We start from the raw sequence: 16,954 nt of genomic DNA on the forward strand, positions 1-16,954 counted from the left end.
AACGATTCCTTAATGAGCGGGAAAGGTTATGGTGACGGGCATCCCCTGACGCAGATTATCATCGGGATCGGCAATAATAATGCGCAGGCGATAAACTAAATCGGTGCGTAGTTCCGGTGTTTCAACGCTTTTGGGCGTAAATTCTGCATTGGGCGAGACAAAACCAATAGTGCCGTGATAGGGCTTATTAGGGCGGGCATCGGTATAGATTTCCAGCTTAGTCCCCGGAACTGCCTTGGCTAAATTGACTTCATTGACATAGGCGCGTACCCAAACTGGATTCGTCAATGATAGGCTGAATACCGTGTTACTGGCACTTAACATACTGCCCGGTTCAATGGCTCGGGTAAGAATGGTGCCTTCGGAAGGGGAGAGCAATGTGGTATCTGACAGATTTAATTCAGCCTGTGCCAGAACGGCTTCGGCTTGAGAAAGGTTGGCTTTGGCTTCAGCAATTTCCTGTGGTCGATTACCGGTTTTAAACTGGGTCAATTTATCTTTGGCTGATTGCAATGTCGCTTGAGCTTGATTTCTGGCGCTGCGGGCATCATCCAACATATTGGCGGAAATAGACCGAGTTTTCCATAGTCCTAGCTGACGCTGATAAAAGCTTTCGGCATAATTATAAGCGGATTGACTTTGGTCAACGGCTGCTTTTACCTGTGCGATCTCTTCGGCACGATAGCCTTCCTGAACCAGAGAAAGACGAGCCTGCAATGACGCGACATTGGCTTTAGCCTGCTGTAGGGCATTGATATAGGGTGCATCATCTAATCGACCAAGGACTTGACCCGGTTTAACCCGATCGCCTTCATCGACGTTTAGGGAAGCTAAACGGCCACCAACGCGAAAGTTCAGATTGACCGTTCTGATATCAACATTGCCATAAAGAGACAGCGTTTGATCTCGATTATTGCGATAGCTATTCCAGCCATACAGTGCACTCACGATGCAGATAATGGCTAACACAATGATAAAAATTATTTTTTTCTTATGCATAAGGCCAAGCTTCCGTCTCTATTTGACAATATTAACCGTGCCGTATAGTCATTAACGTTAGCATAAGGAGATGATGAATATGTATTTTATTTAGTTGAAGGCTGAATTTGAGGTGTTTTGGTTGGAATAGAGAAAAATAATGTTTATAGAGAGCACCGCGGGTGGTGCTCTCTAAGGTCTACCGGAATGGCGGGAACTTATCGGTAGTCTGGCCCAACCATGGAATATCTACCGCTTCCCAGCATCATAGTAATAACGGCCCCCAGAAAGAAAAACGCTTCAGATTCCAATCCCCAGGCACCCACGTTAGTTAATGTGAAGAATTTCCCCATCCCTACCAGCAATGTGGCAACCAGCAGATTAATGGCGACCACTAAAGCTGCGGGGCGAGTGAAAATACCGAGAATGATTAAAATTGGCGCAGCGATTTCACCAATATAAGCACCATAGGCAATAAAATAAGGAAGGCCTTTGCTGACCAGAAGATCGCCAATCCAACCAACTCCGTGCTGTACTTTGGCGACACCGTGAAACAGGATAAGAATAGAGAAAGAGACTCTTAGCAGCAGTTTGCCACCATCTTGATGATCGGTTAGACGAGTAAAAAATTGGTTTAGTGTTTTAAGCATAATAGGGAATCCTATATTAACGGTATAGATAACTATTTGAGTGGACTAACTTGTCTTATATGAGGCTATCTCGAGCGTAATCAGCGAGTCTGAGACAAATTTCCCTCCCTGATAGCTTGAAGTATAGGTGAAGTTTTTTTGTTATCTAATCGCACTTTTCTTTATTTCCTCAAGTAAAATAAGCGGCTGCCTCATTAGAGGTAGTAATCAATATAAAAGATCACATTAAGTTGGTTTGTTGGTTTTTTAGATCGAGATAATCATTAAATATATTGTGAATATTCCGTTTGTGCTGTGAAGGGAGCCATATTTCAGAGGAGGAACACATTAGAATGGCATCAGAGTTATTCCTAAATTTTGTTTTTACTATTTTAGAACATCGTAATTTTTAAGTTTTTTGGATTTATATTTATTTTTTTAAGCTGAAATATTGGTAATTATGACAGTATCTCTACTTACGATATCGGATTATGCTATAGGAGAGTTAAAACTATTTTTAGTATATTGGGTAATAGTATCGAGGTAGATATGGGACCTTTTAAAAATGATAAAAGTATTAAACTGTTTCTTGAGAAACAGTTACAAACATATGGGATAAGCCATTATTGTTATTTTTTATCTCCAAAATATGCCCATACCACACCGGCTATTTTATCTAATTATCCAGATGAGTGGATTTCATGTTACATGGAATCAGAGCTTTATCACTATGATCCGGTAGTTTTGTATGCGAAACAAACCATTACTCCATTTGCATGGAATGAACTGACTGAACCATGCCGATCCACTGGTAGCACGGAGATGAGCAGTTTTGCTTCACGCTATAGTGTGTTTGATGGCTACACTTTTGTTGTTCATGATGCCAATAATTATCTGTCATTGCTGAGTTTGTGCAATATTGACGGTGACAGTTGTTTTTATGAAAAAATTCAAAAGCATCTGGCCGATCTTCAATTATTATTAATTAATGTTCACGATCGCGTAAATAAAACAATTAATCTACTCCAACTTATTGAGAATAAAGACTCTATATTATCTTCCAGAGAGCTGGAAATATTGCAGTGGGTCAGCATCGGAAAAACATATATAGAGTCAGCCATTATTCTGGGTATCCGTGAGAGAACGATTAAATTTCATATGAAAAATATCGTAAATAAATTAAATGTTTCAAATGCTAAACACGCAATTAAAAAGGCGATTGAGTTAAATTTGTTGAATTAGTGTTGATTTATTTGAAGTCAATATCGCGATTCGCAGAAAATAATCGAAACAGTGGGTTTTCCCATGTAATTTTTTTTTGCGAAATAAGTTTTTAGATGAGGCGTGAGCTTATCTAATTGATTTAAATGGATTTATTTCTCGTGTGTTAATCAAAAATGCTGGAGTGTAGTAAAAACAAGGAATTATCGTTACTTTCATTAATTGATTGATTTGTCAGGAGTATTAAGTATTTTAGCTGAATGTACACCTGTACTTAAGTGGTAGTGTGGTTATCATTTCTCCCTGTGTCTAATGAGTAGTTAATTAGTCAGGTTAATCGAATTCATTTCAGAATGCTTCTCTGCTTTATGACCGTTTCGATTGGGATAAACTCGATACTTTTATCGATGGGTTTTATTTTTTAGAGTTTGTTGAATGCACGCATATTTTGTCGGTTGGTAAATGTACGCGCTGTATTAACCAGCGCGCGAAAATAGGAAGAGACTACTCTGTGATGGTAAATGTTAGCGTGGATTGAGTGACGTATTCATCGCATTGGGTTTTATCTTCAAATGGGGATTTATACTCTACGGATGCTATCCAGTAGCCTGCTTTTAGGGGATAAATGTTTACCTTACCCTGCCCATCGGTTTTATTTAGAAATGCCTGAGCATGACTGTGGGTATGGCCGTGATGTTCATGCGGATCGCCAAATCCGGCAAAGGTGGCGCTAACAGCAATATTTTTCGCTGGTTTTCCATCATAAAGTACTTGAATTGGAAATGGCTGACCGGGTTTTATCAGCGATGGATTGGCAAGGGGAATAATTTCCAATTTTTGCCCTTGGGGCTCACTGAGCAACGCCATATTGTTGGCACGATCGACATCAATGATGGTTTTACCAAACATTGAAGCAACTTCACAGTATGAGGCATCGCTCATTTCGTTTCTGGACTGCTGCTTCCATCCCTTGGTATTTTTTGACCAGAAGGTCGGATTATAGGTTGCCAGAACCAGATAGCTTCCTTTAGTTATCGGTGTCTTACTGACAAACTGGTAGTTTTCATTTCCGGGCAGAAGTGTCAGTTCACCCGCCGCCCCAATCATTTTCATTGGCGCGAAGATATGTAAACGATCGGCCACGATCGGTTCTGCGGTAGGAAATTCATCACCATAGCCCATTTCAACGACGACCGTTTTTCCCGATTCAACGGTTGGTTGATTAACCCAGAGACTGTGGGATTGAGCGGCGGTGGTGTATGCCAAAGGCAGTACTATTAATGCCATTCTTAGTATGTTTTCTATTCTTATCATATGAATATCCTTTCATCTTCATGTTAATAGGCACCTGTTAAAGCAGGCTGACGTTTGAAACAGAGATCCTGAATCACTGCTGTTTCAGACGATGACTATAAATGATAATAATTATTAAGTGAAACGTTATAACATAACAATTAATAATTATTTTGATTAAGGGATAACTTAGGGATGGCGAGTCATTGCAACGAATAGAGGCGAACGATGTGGGAAGAATAGGGGGCTGGGGAATGTTGAATCGTCTGTAGCCGTGTTGAATCCAGGGATTTAGCGTCAGCAGGTCAATTCTTGTCCCGGAAGCAAAGATTGACCACTGACGGATTCATTGAGGTAAATGTGGGGAAGGGACTATCTCTGCCAGCCATAGCCGATCGGACTGAATAAAATTGAGTGTAAGATCCGCTAAGGCAGCATAGAAACCAAATTTATCATGCTGCTGGCAGGCCGTGCTAAACGCGGGTAGCCAAACTAATAGCTGGCTAATTTGCTGTTGTTGGAGCATTAACAATTCATATTGGTTATCCATCTGTTCCGATGTGGCATAGGCCAGATGACTGAGTAGTTCAAGTATGATGGCCAGATGGTCTTCCGGTTCGTGGAATGCTTCATGGGTTTGTAGACCGAGCTTTGTTAGCAAATTCTGCATATCGGCGGAACTCTGGCCGTAGTAGCGGGGATTATCTTTATTGATATGCATTGAGGCATAAGGCTGAGTTTCTACTGGCGTAGCCATTAAAAACAGGCTGGCAAAGTCAGCGGAGAGTTCCAAAATGGCGTCTGGCCTAATCGTCACTGCCTGTATCATTTGCTGAAATTGGCTAACGGAATTCTGCATCAGTGGCTCATCTGACAATGCATTTAGCCATTGCTCGACGGGCTCTGATTGTAGATTATCAAGGGCGTTTTTATCCAGTTCGCTGGCAAATAGGCCGCTAAACCACGCATATACGGCGGCACGTTGCTGACCGATTTGTCCGATCTCTTGTGATGCATTCATGCTATTTTTACCATCCTGCTAGACGTTATGGTTCACATAAACGGATAAGAGGCAGCGTAGCTACCTCCGTGAAGAAAGTTATCCATTATGACTCAGGTTTTTCAACGTATTCACACTGAGCTACCATTTCTTTCGGCCCCATAAAGGCTGCCGTTTTTTGAGCACCGCCAGTGAAGCGTTCAATCTGAACCAGCGCGGTATGAGCCGACGTGGCCTGCGCCAGATCGGATGAGCCAATATCCAGCGTTAGCACGTTTGGATTACCGTAGCGGCATAGTCCTGCGTGTTCGCCATCCCAGATCGGATCGTACCAGGCTCCTTCATGCAGGCGGATTACGCCCGGCTTATAGCGATCGGAAATCACCGCCCCTGCCAGTACCTGACCGCGCTGGTTAAATACTCTGACCACGTCACCATCCTGAATGCCTCTTGCGGCCGCGTCTTGCGGACTAAGATAAAGCGGTTCATGTCCGGCTACGGTGTAGTGCGCACGTAAGGTTTCTGACTCACAAAGCTGTGAGTGCAGGCGATAATCTGGATGGCACGACTGTAAATGCAGTGGGAAATGCTCAGAAGCCGGGCCACCGTGGGAGCGCTCCGCTTTTTCAAACCACATTGGGTGCCCTTGGCAATTGGCATAATGAAAATCGGCAATGGTCTTTGAATAGATCTCAATTAAACCGCTCGGCGTACCCAATGGTTCCAGATCGGGATCGTCACGGAAAGACTGATGGCGTACCCACAGGCTACCGCCCTCAAATTCAAGATACTCTTTTTCATTCCAAAAGGTATTGAAGTCAGGCATCGGGATAGACTTGCCTTTACCCTGCTGTACACCATCTTGATAAATACGCTTTAGCCAGCCCATTTCATCCAAACCTTCAGTAAAGGCGGCTTCACGGTCAAAGCGCTTACATAGATCTCGGAAAATATCGAAGTCGTTGCGAGATTCAAACTGTGGTGGCACAACCTGTTTCATTGAAATCAAACCGCGATTGGAATGGTTACCAAACTGGTCGATATCATTACGTTCAAACTGAGTGGTGGCAGGCAAAACAATATCGGCAAATCGGCAGGTAGAGGTCCAGTGATTATCCACCGAAATCACGGTTTCCAGCGTTTTCCAGCCTTCGCGCATCTTGTTATATTCCTGATGGCGATGGAAGGGGTTAGTACCGGCAAAAACGCACATTTTTATCATTGGCAGGACAACGCGCTTACCATTCCAGTTGATGGTCGATCCAGGCTGTAGCATGGCATCAACAAAACGGGCGATAGGGATGGTACTGCTGTAGTTTTTGAAATCGCCGTTGTGGATTGGTGCCGTGCTGCTGGCACCGGAGAAACCACCGAGAATCACTCCCTTGCGGGTAGGCATACCGGCACCGTTGTAATGCCAGCCGAAACCAAATCCGCCGCCTGGAAGGCCAATTTGGCCCAGCATCGCCGCCAGAACCACCACCATCCATGCCCATTGCTCACCGTGCTGCATGCGTTGGACGCACCACCCGGCAATAATCTGGGTTCTGTTGGCCGCCATTTGTCGGGCCAGTGCCCGAATGGTTTCTGCATCAATGCCGCATAGCGTTGCCGCCCATTGGGCGTCTTTAGGCTGCCCATCCGTTGAACCCAGCAGATAAGGTAAAAATTGCTCAAAACCAACGCAGTATTCGCTGAGGAATTTTTTATCGTGCAGGCTTTCAGTGTAGAGGGTATGGGCAATAGCCAACTGCAATGGAACGTCGGTCTGTGGGTTCAGCGCAATATGCTGAACGTGCTCGCGACCCAAATAATCGTGGGTTGAGGAAACCGTTGGATCGACGCTGATCACCTTAATCTCACCGCTGGCGACTTTCTGTTTTAATTCTTCATAGTAGGCATATTCATCGTGATCCGGACACCACCATGCAACCTGTAGGTTTTTATAAGGATCGGATCCCCAAATGACAATGGTTTTACTGTGTTGCAATACCAAGGGCCAGGACGTTTGTTGTTCATAAACCTCCATCGCGCCAACAACCCGCGGTAGAATGACCTGAGCCGCCCCGGTGGAGTAATCGCCGCCGGTTCCTACCGAAGTACCGTGTAGGCCGATAGCCCGGCTTAGCATCGCGCCGGGGTTATGTAACATCCCGGTAGATTGCCAGCCGCTGCTGGTGAGCAGGGCGGATGGACCATATTCCTTCTGGACTCGCTCCAACTCCTGATAAAACAAATCAAGGGCTTCATCCCAGCTTACGCGCACAAAGCGATTGTCGCCGCGCTGAGAAGTATCGCTCAAATGACGCTTGCGGAGCCAGTCCACGCGAACCATGGGATAACGAATGCGGGAAGTGGCGTAAACGTGATCCGCCAGACCTGCAATCATTTTGGTTGGATGCTTATCCAGCTCGAACGGTAGTGCTTCGGTAAAACGACCATCAACGACTTTAGCCCGGATGGCTCCCCAGTGAGAGCCGGTTAATACCAGGCGCGCATCCTGTGCGTTGGCTCTGGCGGTATTGGGTACCAGCAGGGAAGGACTCAGCATACCCAGCGCGGTACAGGCGCCCAGTCCTGACAGGAAACGGCGTCGGGATAAGGTGATCGTATCGTGATTAAGCTTCATTTTTTTCTCCTGAATCGTATGCGTTTATTGTTGTTTTTCAGTTGGCATATCTGATGCATTAACCTGTAAATATTTCAGTAAGATACGTTCTTCCTGGGTATTCAGGCTGGTAAATCCAAGCATACCTTTCAGGGTGCCGATCCAGGCATTAGCGTCGTAGTGCTTAATGTCCGGTGCACCGTGGCATTGGTTACATGTGTTGTTATATAACGTTCCGGCATAGGTCCAGATAGGCTCGACTTGATTAATCAGCTCACCTTTTTGGATCCAAGCGGTGGTGGTTAACTTGCTCCATTTGGTGCCGGTTTCCGGTACGACAACCTCTTCTTCTGCCTTGGCTCGGGTTTGTAGCTCACCTCTCAAGGTTGAGACGAATATACGTTTACCCGGTAGCAGAGACAGTACGCGGCGGCGGCCTTCGGTTTCAGTCCAGCCAGTGATAGAGACTTCCAGCCAATCACCATCACGCTTTAATACTTTGATTTCGGAGGCTGGCAGCAGGGAACCTTCAGGCTCTTTATCACCTTTGCTGGCAAATATTGGTTTCTGATTGAGGGTATATAGCGTTTCGCCGTCAGACTGTTTTTCGGCCATTTGAATCAGTGCTTCAAAGTCCTTTTTCAGCCCGCTGCTCATATCGGGCATTTTGTGGGCGATACCTTTGTGGCAGTCGATACAGCTTTGGTTATCTTTAGCGGCGATTTTCATCTGTTTGGCCGCTTCAGGATGTTGTTTAGCGTGATCCATCGCATCATAGTTGTGGCAGGTGCGACAGGTTGCAGAGTTGTTGGCTTTCATTCTCTCCCATTCCCGCGCCGCCAGCTCTGCTCGCTTCGCTTCAAATTTTTCCGGTGTATCAATCGAGCCAGTGATAAATTTCTGATAGAGATCGTTACTGGCTTCAATTTTCCGACCTATCGCGGAGAAAGTACCCGGCGGGATGTGGCAATCTTTACATTCAGCACGGACGCCAGAAGCATTGCTAAAGTGGGTCGTTTGCTGATATTCCTTATAGACGGTGCTTTCCATTTCATGACAGCTGATACAGAATTTTGTTGAACCGGTGATTTCTAAACCAGCGTGAGGAACCATAATCAGGGCGATGCCGATAATGGTACCGATGAGTAATAAACTTAGAACGGACCATTTCTTACTCGGCTTTTTAAGAGCTAACCAAAGACGCTTCATGAATATTCCTTATTTTCCTCAGTAGGCGTTATTTTTATTATCTTTGGTATACTAGCGGTTATATATGAATAGGGTTGTAGCCATAAATGAACAGACAAAAATAACAAATGAAAAAATAAAAATAATATATGAAAAAATATGAAAATAATTTTGGGGTATTCCCGAGGCAACCAAATCGATGAAACAGTGGCATATTGCGGTAATTGAAGATGACGCGATAACGCGTGACAGATTAACCAGCTATTTTAAGCAGGAAGGGTATCAGGTCTCGGCGGCGGAAAATGCGGTGCAGCTAAAAGAGATAATGGTGTTGCAACGGATTGATTTAATTTTATTGGATATTAATTTACCTGACGAAAATGGTTTACTGTTAACCCGACAATTACGTGAACGCTCTGATATTGGGATTATTTTGGTGACCGGCAGAACCGACAGCGTCGATCGCATTGTTGGCCTGGAAATGGGCGCAGATGATTATGTCACTAAGCCTATCGAACTGCGGGAGCTTTCGGTCAGGGTTAAAAACTTGCTTTGGCGCATGGCTTTGGTGGAACAGGCCGAAATCAATAGTTTAACTCCCGATAACGATAAAGTGGTTCGCTTTGAACAGTATGTTCTGGATATTCCTAAGCGCCAACTATGGAATAATGACCAACAGGTTAAGTTAACCCGTTCGGAGTTTGAACTGCTGCTGGCATTTACCCGTTACCCGCAGCAAGTGCTTAACCGCGAGCGTTTGCTGTCAATGATGACACATCGTAATCATAGCCCGGATGAGCGCACTATTGATGTGTTGGTGCGGCGGCTACGTAATAAACTGCATGCCGATTTGTTTACCGCTATCCATGGTGAAGGTTACTTATTTGTCGCTGATGTAGAGTGAACTTCATACTCAGGACGAAATTCTCCCGGCGACAGTGAAGAGTGAATATCAAAGTCCGCCAGATTCTCTGGGGTTAGGGTTAAAATTTTTGGCCCGATATCCTGCAATAAGGGCTCTTTTTGCAGCAGCCTGATGGCCTGATCGACGCTTAATCTGCCCTGAAGTACCATTTGATCGCTATTTGCCATTAATACGCGATGGCGTTTCAGCCCACGGTAGACCTCATGGGAAAGATAAAATGATACCAAATCCACGTTATCGGCCAGCTTGTGCAATTGTAGTTCTGGAATAGCGGCCTCAATAGCCACGGCGCTGCCAGCAATGAGATTAATATCCGGGTGTTGTTCCAGCATTTGCTGTAGCAAATTTCTCTGAGCCTCATGATCGTTATCACCCCAAGCGATATCGACAACCTCAATCGGGTGACCGGCAATTTCTTTATAGAAACCCTGCTCAACCAGATCGGTGCCGCCTCGGTTTTGCGGGCCGGGTAACAGTAATACCTTTAACGGATGATGTTGTGATCGTTGAGCAAGAAATTGCCCAACGTTGATGCCCATTTCACGCCACGGCACCCCGACTCTGGCGGAAATACCCTGTGGAATCGTTTCATTGATCAATCCCAAGACCGGAATGTTACCGGCCAATGCAGTGAGCTGAGGATTGATTCTGTCAAACGAGATGGCACCTAATAAAATGGCATCGGCTCCCCAATTGCGGCACTGTTGAATCTGTTCAAGTTGGGTCGCTAAGCTGTAATAACCCCCAGCGTCAAACACCTGTAATTCAATGTTTGAGAGGCGAGCCTGCTCCACCATGCCATAGTTGACGGATAGCCAATAGGAATCCTTAAGGTGGGGATAAAGCGCGCATAGCCGCCAGGCTTGTTTAGCCGTGACCGAACGATAAGACTGCTCTTCCGGCGGTGTTGAATAGGAGAATGGCGGCGACCAAACGTTAATACGGTTGCTGAAGCTATTGGCATAACAAACCGTAAAAAGCAGAGTAATGCCAAGAAGACGTATTAAATTACGCATCATGCTGTTGATCGCCACAAATTATAAATAGAGAGCCAGCTTATTTATTAATAAGCTGATTTGGCTTTAAAATAATCGATATATCATTTAGCAGCCAGCGTTATTTTGGATCAATAGTGTTGTGACAGATCCTTGTTAAAGGATTATGTGCAAATCATTCTCTGATACACTGCCGGAAATTAACTTAATATCACACCAAGCAGATCATCCTCTATGTCATTAACCTATCGTTTATGGTTGGCCTTTGTATTAATGGCAATATTGTCATTAACCAGTGCGCTGATCGGTTGGGCAGGTTTTCGTCATATTAAGCAGATTGAACAACAGAGCACCATTAATTTACTGCCGACGATGGATGCTGCCCGTCAGTTGAGTGAGTCGGGAGCCCATATCCTGTTTTCTGCCCAAGCGCTAAATGAAGTCACTTCGGAAACGGAGCTGGAGGCGCAGGGCAAGATTCTAACTACTCAGAGTATTCGCATTCGCCAACTGTTGGAAAGCTTACAGCAACTGGGTTTTGATACTACCGACATTGGACGGCAAGAACAGAAACTGGCAGACAACTTAAGCCTTCAGGGGACGTTGGTGCAGCAGAAACTGGAGCGGGAACGGCAAATTAGTCAAATCAATGAACGTATTGCATCGGCGGCCAATCAAATTTCAGAGCTGACGAAAAGTCAGGTGAATAATGCCAGAACCGAGGTGAGTGCGAATATTGCTTCCCTGTATGACAATCTTGAGCGGCAGGATAAAACCCGGGTAGAGCAGGCGCTGGATCGGTTGGTGGAAGTGGATTTAGATCGTCAAAGCCGAATGACCGAGCTTCATGAACAGTCGCTCACCGTGGCCTATTTACTTTCGCAGATTGCTAATACCAACGCTGAGAAAACGCTGGCGGATATTGAACCCCGATTTCGTCAGTTGGTTGATATTGTTAAGCGTCGCTTGCAGTTTGTGGCCGATCCTCATCGTCGCTCCAATCTTCGGCTGCTGGCGTCTGATTTGGCGCTTTATCAGGAGCTGTTTCAACTTAAAAGACACAGTCTTGAGCTAAAGAAACAGCTGGATAATTCCAATCAATATAACCTCTTGTTGTTTTCGCAGTTTAACGGACAGTTAAACGCGCTGGTTCATCTGGTGAGTAGCCGAAATCAGCAGGCGTTACGGCAGGTTAGCTCCGCCAGAGAGACTAACCAAAATTTATTAATCGTGATGAGTATTGTCTCATTAATCACGCTACTACTGATTTTGTGGCATATCGTTTGGCGTTCGGTGGCTCGTCCGCTAACGATTCAGACGGAAGCGCTCAAGCGTATTCTGAATGGGGATTTACAAACGCCATTGCCCCAGACAATTTCCGCCAGTGAATTAAAGACCATTGGTCATCTGGTCGAACAGTTTCGTACCAATACGGTTTCTCTTCACCATCAGCAGCGTCATCTGGAAACGCTGGTGGATCAGCGAACGCAAGAGTTAAGCCAACTGGTGGAGCAACATACGTTAGCCAGAAAAGAAGCGGAAGTGGCTAACCGGGCGAAATCGACCTTTTTGGCGATGATGAGCCATGAAATCCGTACGCCGCTCAACGCGATTCTTGGCACCACTCAAATTTTGCTGCTTAAACCTCAGTCGCCGGAGAATACGTCAGCCATTAATACGATTCATGATAGCGGTGAGAATCTGTTATCTATCCTGAATGATATTTTGGACTACTCCTCGATTGAGTCAGGAAATATTGCCATTTGTCCTTCACCCGTTGCCCCTGCTCAACTGATACAACAGGCGGGGCAGTTGATGTCCGGTGCCGCGCAGAAGAAAGGGCTGGATTTGCGTCTGGAGATGGCGGCGGGCTTACCGGAGTATGTTAAGGCCGATCAGCAGCGGGTCTGGCAAATCGTCTGTAATTTACTGGGTAATGCCATTAAATTTACCGATAGGGGAACGATTACTCTGTCGAGCTATGGCGATGCCGAACGGTGGAATATTTCGGTTAAAGATACTGGCATCGGTATTCCTTCTGAGAGTCAAAAAGCATTGTTCCAGCCTTTTACGCAATTGACGCACCGACGCGGTGGCACCGGTCTCGGCCTGACGATTTGCCAACGACTGGCCGAAGCCATGCAAGCCCAGCTTTACTTTGAGAGCCGACCGGGGGAAGGGAGTTGCTTTACCCTGAGTATTCCGGTTACTGAGGTGAGTGCGCCATTAGCGCTAAGCCCAGCGAATTCCGGGAGCGTTGTGAGCTATGCAGGAATGCAGGTTTTATTAGTCGAAGATAATTTATTGAACCAGAAAATTACCGCTGAACTGCTGTCCCAGCTTGGTTGCTCCGTAACGCCAGCGATTAATGGCGCAGAAGCGCTGGCCAAGGTGGCGCAATCTGCATTGACGTTTGATATGGCGCTGGTCGATCTGGATCTGCCGGATATGGACGGCTTTACCCTGGCAAATGCTCTGCATCAGCGTTGCCCTGACTTACCCTTAACTGCATTTAGCGCCCATATTCAAAGTGAAGTCATCGAACGTTGTCACCAGAGTGGGTTTATCGGATTTATCAGTAAACCTTTACGCTTAAGGGATTTGACGGATTATTTATCCCATCACCAGCCAGTGATGACCTCGCCTCAGTCAGAGGACAATAATCTGCTGGATAAACAGCAGTTCAGTGAGGATATTGCCTGTTTTGGTCGAGATAAACTTGCCCAATGGCTGCAGCTTTATCGACAGCAAAATCTGCCGTTGATTGAACAATTGAAGGACAACCTTGCCAGCCAAGATACTGAAGCATCAGGCCGATTAGCCCATCAACTGAAAAGCAGCAGCCAGTCACTGGCGATGAGTGCGCTATCGTTATGCTTCGGGGATATTGAACAGGGCAAATGGGTCGATATTGATTATCTGGAGCGGTTAGTGGCGGATAGCTTAAGCGCTTTGGAAAAGGCGCTGGCTGAGTAAAGGAAGCGCAGGAGTATCAAAGAAATAATCAGCCTCCATATCTATCAGTTAACCCGAGATCCCGGTTTGCACCGGGATGACGGGATTCGAGTTACTGCATACCGAGTAAAAATGCTTAATTGAACGGAATTACCCGATTAGACAGACATTTTTCTTCTATCGAACTACAACATTCTACGGATAACATAGTGCAGAATACCGCCGTTTTGGTAGTAGGTTAATTCATTGCCGGTATCAATACGGCACTGCGTATTGATCATGTCATGGTGACCGTCAGGATGAGTAATGGTGACGATAACCGTTTGCCCCGGCTTCAGGTCGGTTAATCCGGTAACGGTAATGGTTTCATCACCGGTTAACTTTAAGGTTTTACGCGTCACGCCCGGTGCAAATTCTAGTGGCAGAATGCCCATCCCAATCAGGTTAGAGCGGTGAATTCTTTCAAAGGACTCGGCAATAACTACCCGCACGCCTAACAGCATCGGCCCCTTGGCCGCCCAGTCGCGGCTGGAGCCAGAGCCGTATTCTTTACCGACAATCACCGCCTGCGGAACGTTATCTTGCTGGTAGCGCATGGCGGCATCATAAATCGGCAGGGTTTCCTGAGTAGGAATATAGCGGGTGAATCCTCCTTCGACACCGGGAACCATTTCATTGCGAATGCGGATATTGGCGAACGTACCGCGCATCATTACTTCGTGGTTACCCCGACGAGAGCCGTAGGAGTTAAAGTCTTTCGCTTCAATACCATGCTGACTGAGATAAAGTCCGGCCGGACTGTTGGCCTTGATATTACCTGCCGGTGAAATGTGGTCGGTGGTGACGGAGTCGCCGAGTAGCGCCAGAATCCGCGCGCCGTGAATATCCTGTACCGGCTCCGGCTCTGATTGCATGGTGGTAAAGAAAGGCGGATGGCGGATATAGGTGGAATCCTCCTGCCAGTGATAGGTTTGGGATGGCTCAATCTTAATTGATTGCCACTCGGCATCGCCATCAAACACTTCGGCATACTCTTTGCGGAACATGCTGGCGTTGACCCCCTCAACTGCCAGAGCGATTTCCTGATTGGAAGGCCAAATATCCTTCAAATAAACCGGTTGGCCGTCTTTACCGACACCTAACGGATCGTGAGTCAGGTCGATTTTCATATTCCCGGCTAGCGCATAGGCTACCACCAGCGGCGGTGAAGCCAGCCAGTTGGTTTTCACCAGCGGATGGATACGCCCTTCAAAGTTTCGGTTACCGGATAGGACGGCGCCGACGGTGATATCACCTTGTTTAATTGCCGCTTCAATGGGGGCTAATAATGGACCGGAGTTACCAATACAGGTGGTACAGCCGTAGCCCACCAGATTAAATCCCAGCTTTTCCAGATAGGGGGTTAAGCCCGCACCGTTTAGATAATCGGTAACCACTTTGGAACCCGGAGCCAGTGAGGATTTCACCCATGGCTGGCGTTGTAGACCTTTCTCTACCGCTTTTTTCGCCAGTAGACCGGCAGCCATCATCACGCCGGGGTTGGAGGTATTGGTACAGGAAGTAATCGCGGCAATGGCCACCGCTCCCTGTTTTAATGGGAAGGTTTGTTGGTTAAGCGTAACGGCAACCTCCTCAACCCGTGGTGTACGGGCGGTGGTATCCAGCTCGGTATAGGCTTCAAATGCCTGTTTCACCTTGGTTAACAGGACCTTATCCTGCGGCCGTTTAGGTCCGGCAAGGCTGGCTTCTACCGTGGATAAATCCAGTGAAAGGGTGCTGGTAAATACCGGTTCATCACCGGGGTTTCGCCACATTCCCTGCGCTTTGCTATAGGCTTCAACCAGCGCAATCTGTTGTTCACTGCGTCCGGTCAGGCGCATATAGCGCAGCGTTTCCTCGTCCACCGGGAAAAAGCCGCAGGTGGCACCAAATTCAGGTGACATATTGCCGATAGTCGCTCGGTCTGCCAGCGTTAAACGGGCCAGACCATCGCCATAGAATTCAACGAACTTACCGACCACGCCGTGTTGGCGTAGCATTTGGGTGACGGTTAACACCAGATCCGTAGCGGTGATCCCTTCCCGTAGTTGGCCGATCATTTTAAATCCAACCACATCAGGAATCAGCATTGATACCGGCTGTCCTAACATGGCGGCTTCCGCTTCAATACCGCCGACGCCCCAGCCAAGAATACCCAGACCGTTAATCATGGTGGTGTGAGAGTCGGTACCGACCAGCGTATCGGGATAAACCATCAGCTTACCGTTCTGCTCTTCCTGCCATACGGTTTGCCCCAAATACTCAAGGTTAACCTGATGACAAATACCGGTACCGGGAGGAACGACGCGAAAGCGACTAAAGGCTTTTTGCCCCCAACGCAGGAAGGCATAGCGTTCATGGTTACGCTGCATTTCCAGCTTAACGTTGGCACTAAACGCGCCAGCGTTAGCGTAGTCATCAACGGTGACGGAGTGGTCAATCACCAGATCGGCGGGCGATAGCGGATTCACTTTGCTGGCATCGCCACCGAGGCGTTGTACGGCTTCACGCATGGCCGCCAGATCGACAATTGCCGGCACGCCGGTAAAGTCCTGCATTAATACGCGGGCAGGGCGGTAGGCGATTTCCCGGTCGGCATGGCCCGATTTCAGCCAGTCCACCAGCGCCGCCAGATCAGATTCCTGCACCGTATCACCATCGATGAAACGCAGTAAGTTTTCTAACAGGACTTTAAGTGATTTCGGCAGGCGTTGAATATCGCCTAAACGAGTCGCGGCTTTGGGCAGACTATAATAATAGTAATCCTGCCGGTCGACCGTCAGCTTCTCAAGGCTTTGTTGACGTAGGTCAGATGACATAGCTCCTCCATTGATTATCGATATTACCGATATCTACCGGTAATAATTTTTTTGAAGTGCTGCATTGCTGTATTAAAGATAACACAAATATTTGACAACATTTGATTAACAAATTCGTTGATGGCGATTAATAGAATAGGTTTGATGTGAATTGTGCTTAATAGAAGAGTTGCGGATAATCATTTTCGCTGAATATCGATTCGTCACAGAAGTGAAAATTAACTGCAGTGATAGATCAATCGCCATATAATCGATGATAGTATAACCGTCTCGTATTTAGAGTATCCCCCCTTATTAACCCGTT

At 46.6% G+C, this 16,954-nt stretch carries 11 protein-coding genes; 3 read left to right on the forward strand and 8 right to left on the reverse strand.

What is annotated here, in order from left to right; genetic code table 11:
- Positions 1–9: 9 nt before the first annotated feature.
- Together hlyD and BMZ28_RS06840 are read right to left on the reverse strand one after the other, a co-directional pair.
- Positions 10–999, reverse strand: a complete 990-nt coding sequence (gene hlyD / locus BMZ28_RS06835) for a secretion protein HlyD (RefSeq protein ID WP_074821779.1) — start codon at positions 997–999, stop codon at positions 10–12.
- Positions 1,000–1,196: 197 nt separating this feature from the next.
- Complete coding sequence (locus BMZ28_RS06840; protein ID WP_074821782.1) at positions 1,197–1,628, reverse strand: DoxX family protein; 432 nt, start codon at positions 1,626–1,628, stop codon at positions 1,197–1,199.
- A 528-nt stretch (positions 1,629–2,156) separates the two neighbouring features.
- Here BMZ28_RS06840 and BMZ28_RS06845 point away from each other — a divergent pair.
- Positions 2,157–2,849, forward strand: a complete 693-nt coding sequence (locus BMZ28_RS06845; protein WP_074821785.1) for a helix-turn-helix transcriptional regulator — start codon at positions 2,157–2,159, stop codon at positions 2,847–2,849.
- Positions 2,850–3,332: 483 nt separating this feature from the next.
- On the opposite strand, the gene BMZ28_RS06850 is transcribed toward BMZ28_RS06845, so the two are convergent.
- From BMZ28_RS06850 to torC, 4 genes are all read right to left on the reverse strand, one after another.
- A complete protein-coding gene (locus tag BMZ28_RS06850; protein ID WP_074821789.1) occupies positions 3,333–4,142 on the reverse strand; it encodes a DUF4198 domain-containing protein in 810 nt (269 codons plus the stop codon).
- Positions 4,143–4,467: 325 nt separating this feature from the next.
- Positions 4,468–5,142, reverse strand: a complete 675-nt coding sequence (gene torD, locus BMZ28_RS06855) for a molecular chaperone TorD (RefSeq protein WP_074821792.1) — start codon at positions 5,140–5,142, stop codon at positions 4,468–4,470.
- 85 nt (positions 5,143–5,227) lie between these two features.
- Positions 5,228–7,750 carry a trimethylamine-N-oxide reductase TorA gene (gene torA, locus BMZ28_RS06860; protein ID WP_074821798.1) on the reverse strand — a complete coding sequence of 841 codons (2,523 nt, stop codon included), beginning with the start codon at positions 7,748–7,750 and terminating at the stop codon, positions 5,228–5,230.
- A gap of 24 nt (positions 7,751–7,774) precedes the next feature.
- A complete protein-coding gene (gene torC / locus BMZ28_RS06865) occupies positions 7,775–8,938 on the reverse strand; it encodes a pentaheme c-type cytochrome TorC (RefSeq protein WP_074821801.1) in 1,164 nt (387 codons plus the stop codon).
- Positions 8,939–9,116: 178 nt separating this feature from the next.
- On the opposite strand from torC, the gene torR reads away from it, so the two are divergent.
- Positions 9,117–9,821 carry a two-component system response regulator TorR gene (torR, locus tag BMZ28_RS06870; protein WP_074821803.1) on the forward strand — a complete coding sequence of 235 codons (705 nt, stop codon included), beginning with the start codon at positions 9,117–9,119 and terminating at the stop codon, positions 9,819–9,821.
- On the opposite strand, the gene torT is transcribed toward torR, so the two are convergent.
- On the reverse strand, positions 9,794–10,861 hold the full coding sequence (torT, locus tag BMZ28_RS06875; RefSeq protein ID WP_169052210.1) for a TMAO reductase system periplasmic protein TorT: 1,068 nt from the start codon (positions 10,859–10,861) through the stop codon (positions 9,794–9,796). The genes torR and torT overlap by 28 nt on opposite strands.
- Positions 10,862–11,071: 210 nt before the next feature.
- On the opposite strand from torT, the gene torS reads away from it, so the two are divergent.
- Positions 11,072–13,813, forward strand: coding sequence for a TMAO reductase system sensor histidine kinase/response regulator TorS (gene torS / locus BMZ28_RS06880; RefSeq protein WP_074821806.1), 2,742 nt, complete (start codon positions 11,072–11,074; stop codon positions 13,811–13,813).
- Positions 13,814–13,977: 164 nt separating this feature from the next.
- Here torS and acnA read toward each other — a convergent pair whose 3' ends face one another.
- The gene (gene acnA, locus BMZ28_RS06885) at positions 13,978–16,650 is read right to left on the reverse strand and encodes an aconitate hydratase AcnA (RefSeq protein ID WP_074821810.1); all 2,673 of its coding nucleotides are present in this window, start codon (positions 16,648–16,650) and stop codon (positions 13,978–13,980) included.
- Positions 16,651–16,954 lie beyond the last annotated feature (304 nt).

Source organism: Pragia fontium DSM 5563 = ATCC 49100, assembly GCF_900112475.1.
In the GTDB taxonomy this organism is placed as follows: domain Bacteria; phylum Pseudomonadota; class Gammaproteobacteria; order Enterobacterales; family Enterobacteriaceae; genus Pragia; species Pragia fontium.

What these genes read in the sequence shown, in the direction of transcription:
- BMZ28_RS06845 (WP_074821785.1), top strand. Translation starts at nt 2,157, where the DNA reads ATGGGACCTTTTAAAAATGATAAAAGTATTAAACTGTTTCTTGAGAAA.
- torC (WP_074821801.1), bottom strand. Translation starts at nt 8,938, where the DNA reads ATGAAGCGTCTTTGGTTAGCTCTTAAAAAGCCGAGTAAGAAATGGTCC.
- torD (WP_074821792.1), bottom strand. Translation starts at nt 5,142, where the DNA reads ATGAATGCATCACAAGAGATCGGACAAATCGGTCAGCAACGTGCCGCC.
- torR (WP_074821803.1), top strand. Translation starts at nt 9,117, where the DNA reads ATGAAACAGTGGCATATTGCGGTAATTGAAGATGACGCGATAACGCGT.
- hlyD (WP_074821779.1), bottom strand. Translation starts at nt 999, where the DNA reads ATGCATAAGAAAAAAATAATTTTTATCATTGTGTTAGCCATTATCTGC.
- torT (WP_169052210.1), bottom strand. Translation starts at nt 10,861, where the DNA reads ATGATGCGTAATTTAATACGTCTTCTTGGCATTACTCTGCTTTTTACG.
- torS (WP_074821806.1), top strand. Translation starts at nt 11,072, where the DNA reads ATGTCATTAACCTATCGTTTATGGTTGGCCTTTGTATTAATGGCAATA.
- BMZ28_RS06840 (WP_074821782.1), bottom strand. Translation starts at nt 1,628, where the DNA reads ATGCTTAAAACACTAAACCAATTTTTTACTCGTCTAACCGATCATCAA.
- torA (WP_074821798.1), bottom strand. Translation starts at nt 7,750, where the DNA reads ATGAAGCTTAATCACGATACGATCACCTTATCCCGACGCCGTTTCCTG.
- acnA (WP_074821810.1), bottom strand. Translation starts at nt 16,650, where the DNA reads ATGTCATCTGACCTACGTCAACAAAGCCTTGAGAAGCTGACGGTCGAC.
- BMZ28_RS06850 (WP_074821789.1), bottom strand. Translation starts at nt 4,142, where the DNA reads ATGATAAGAATAGAAAACATACTAAGAATGGCATTAATAGTACTGCCT.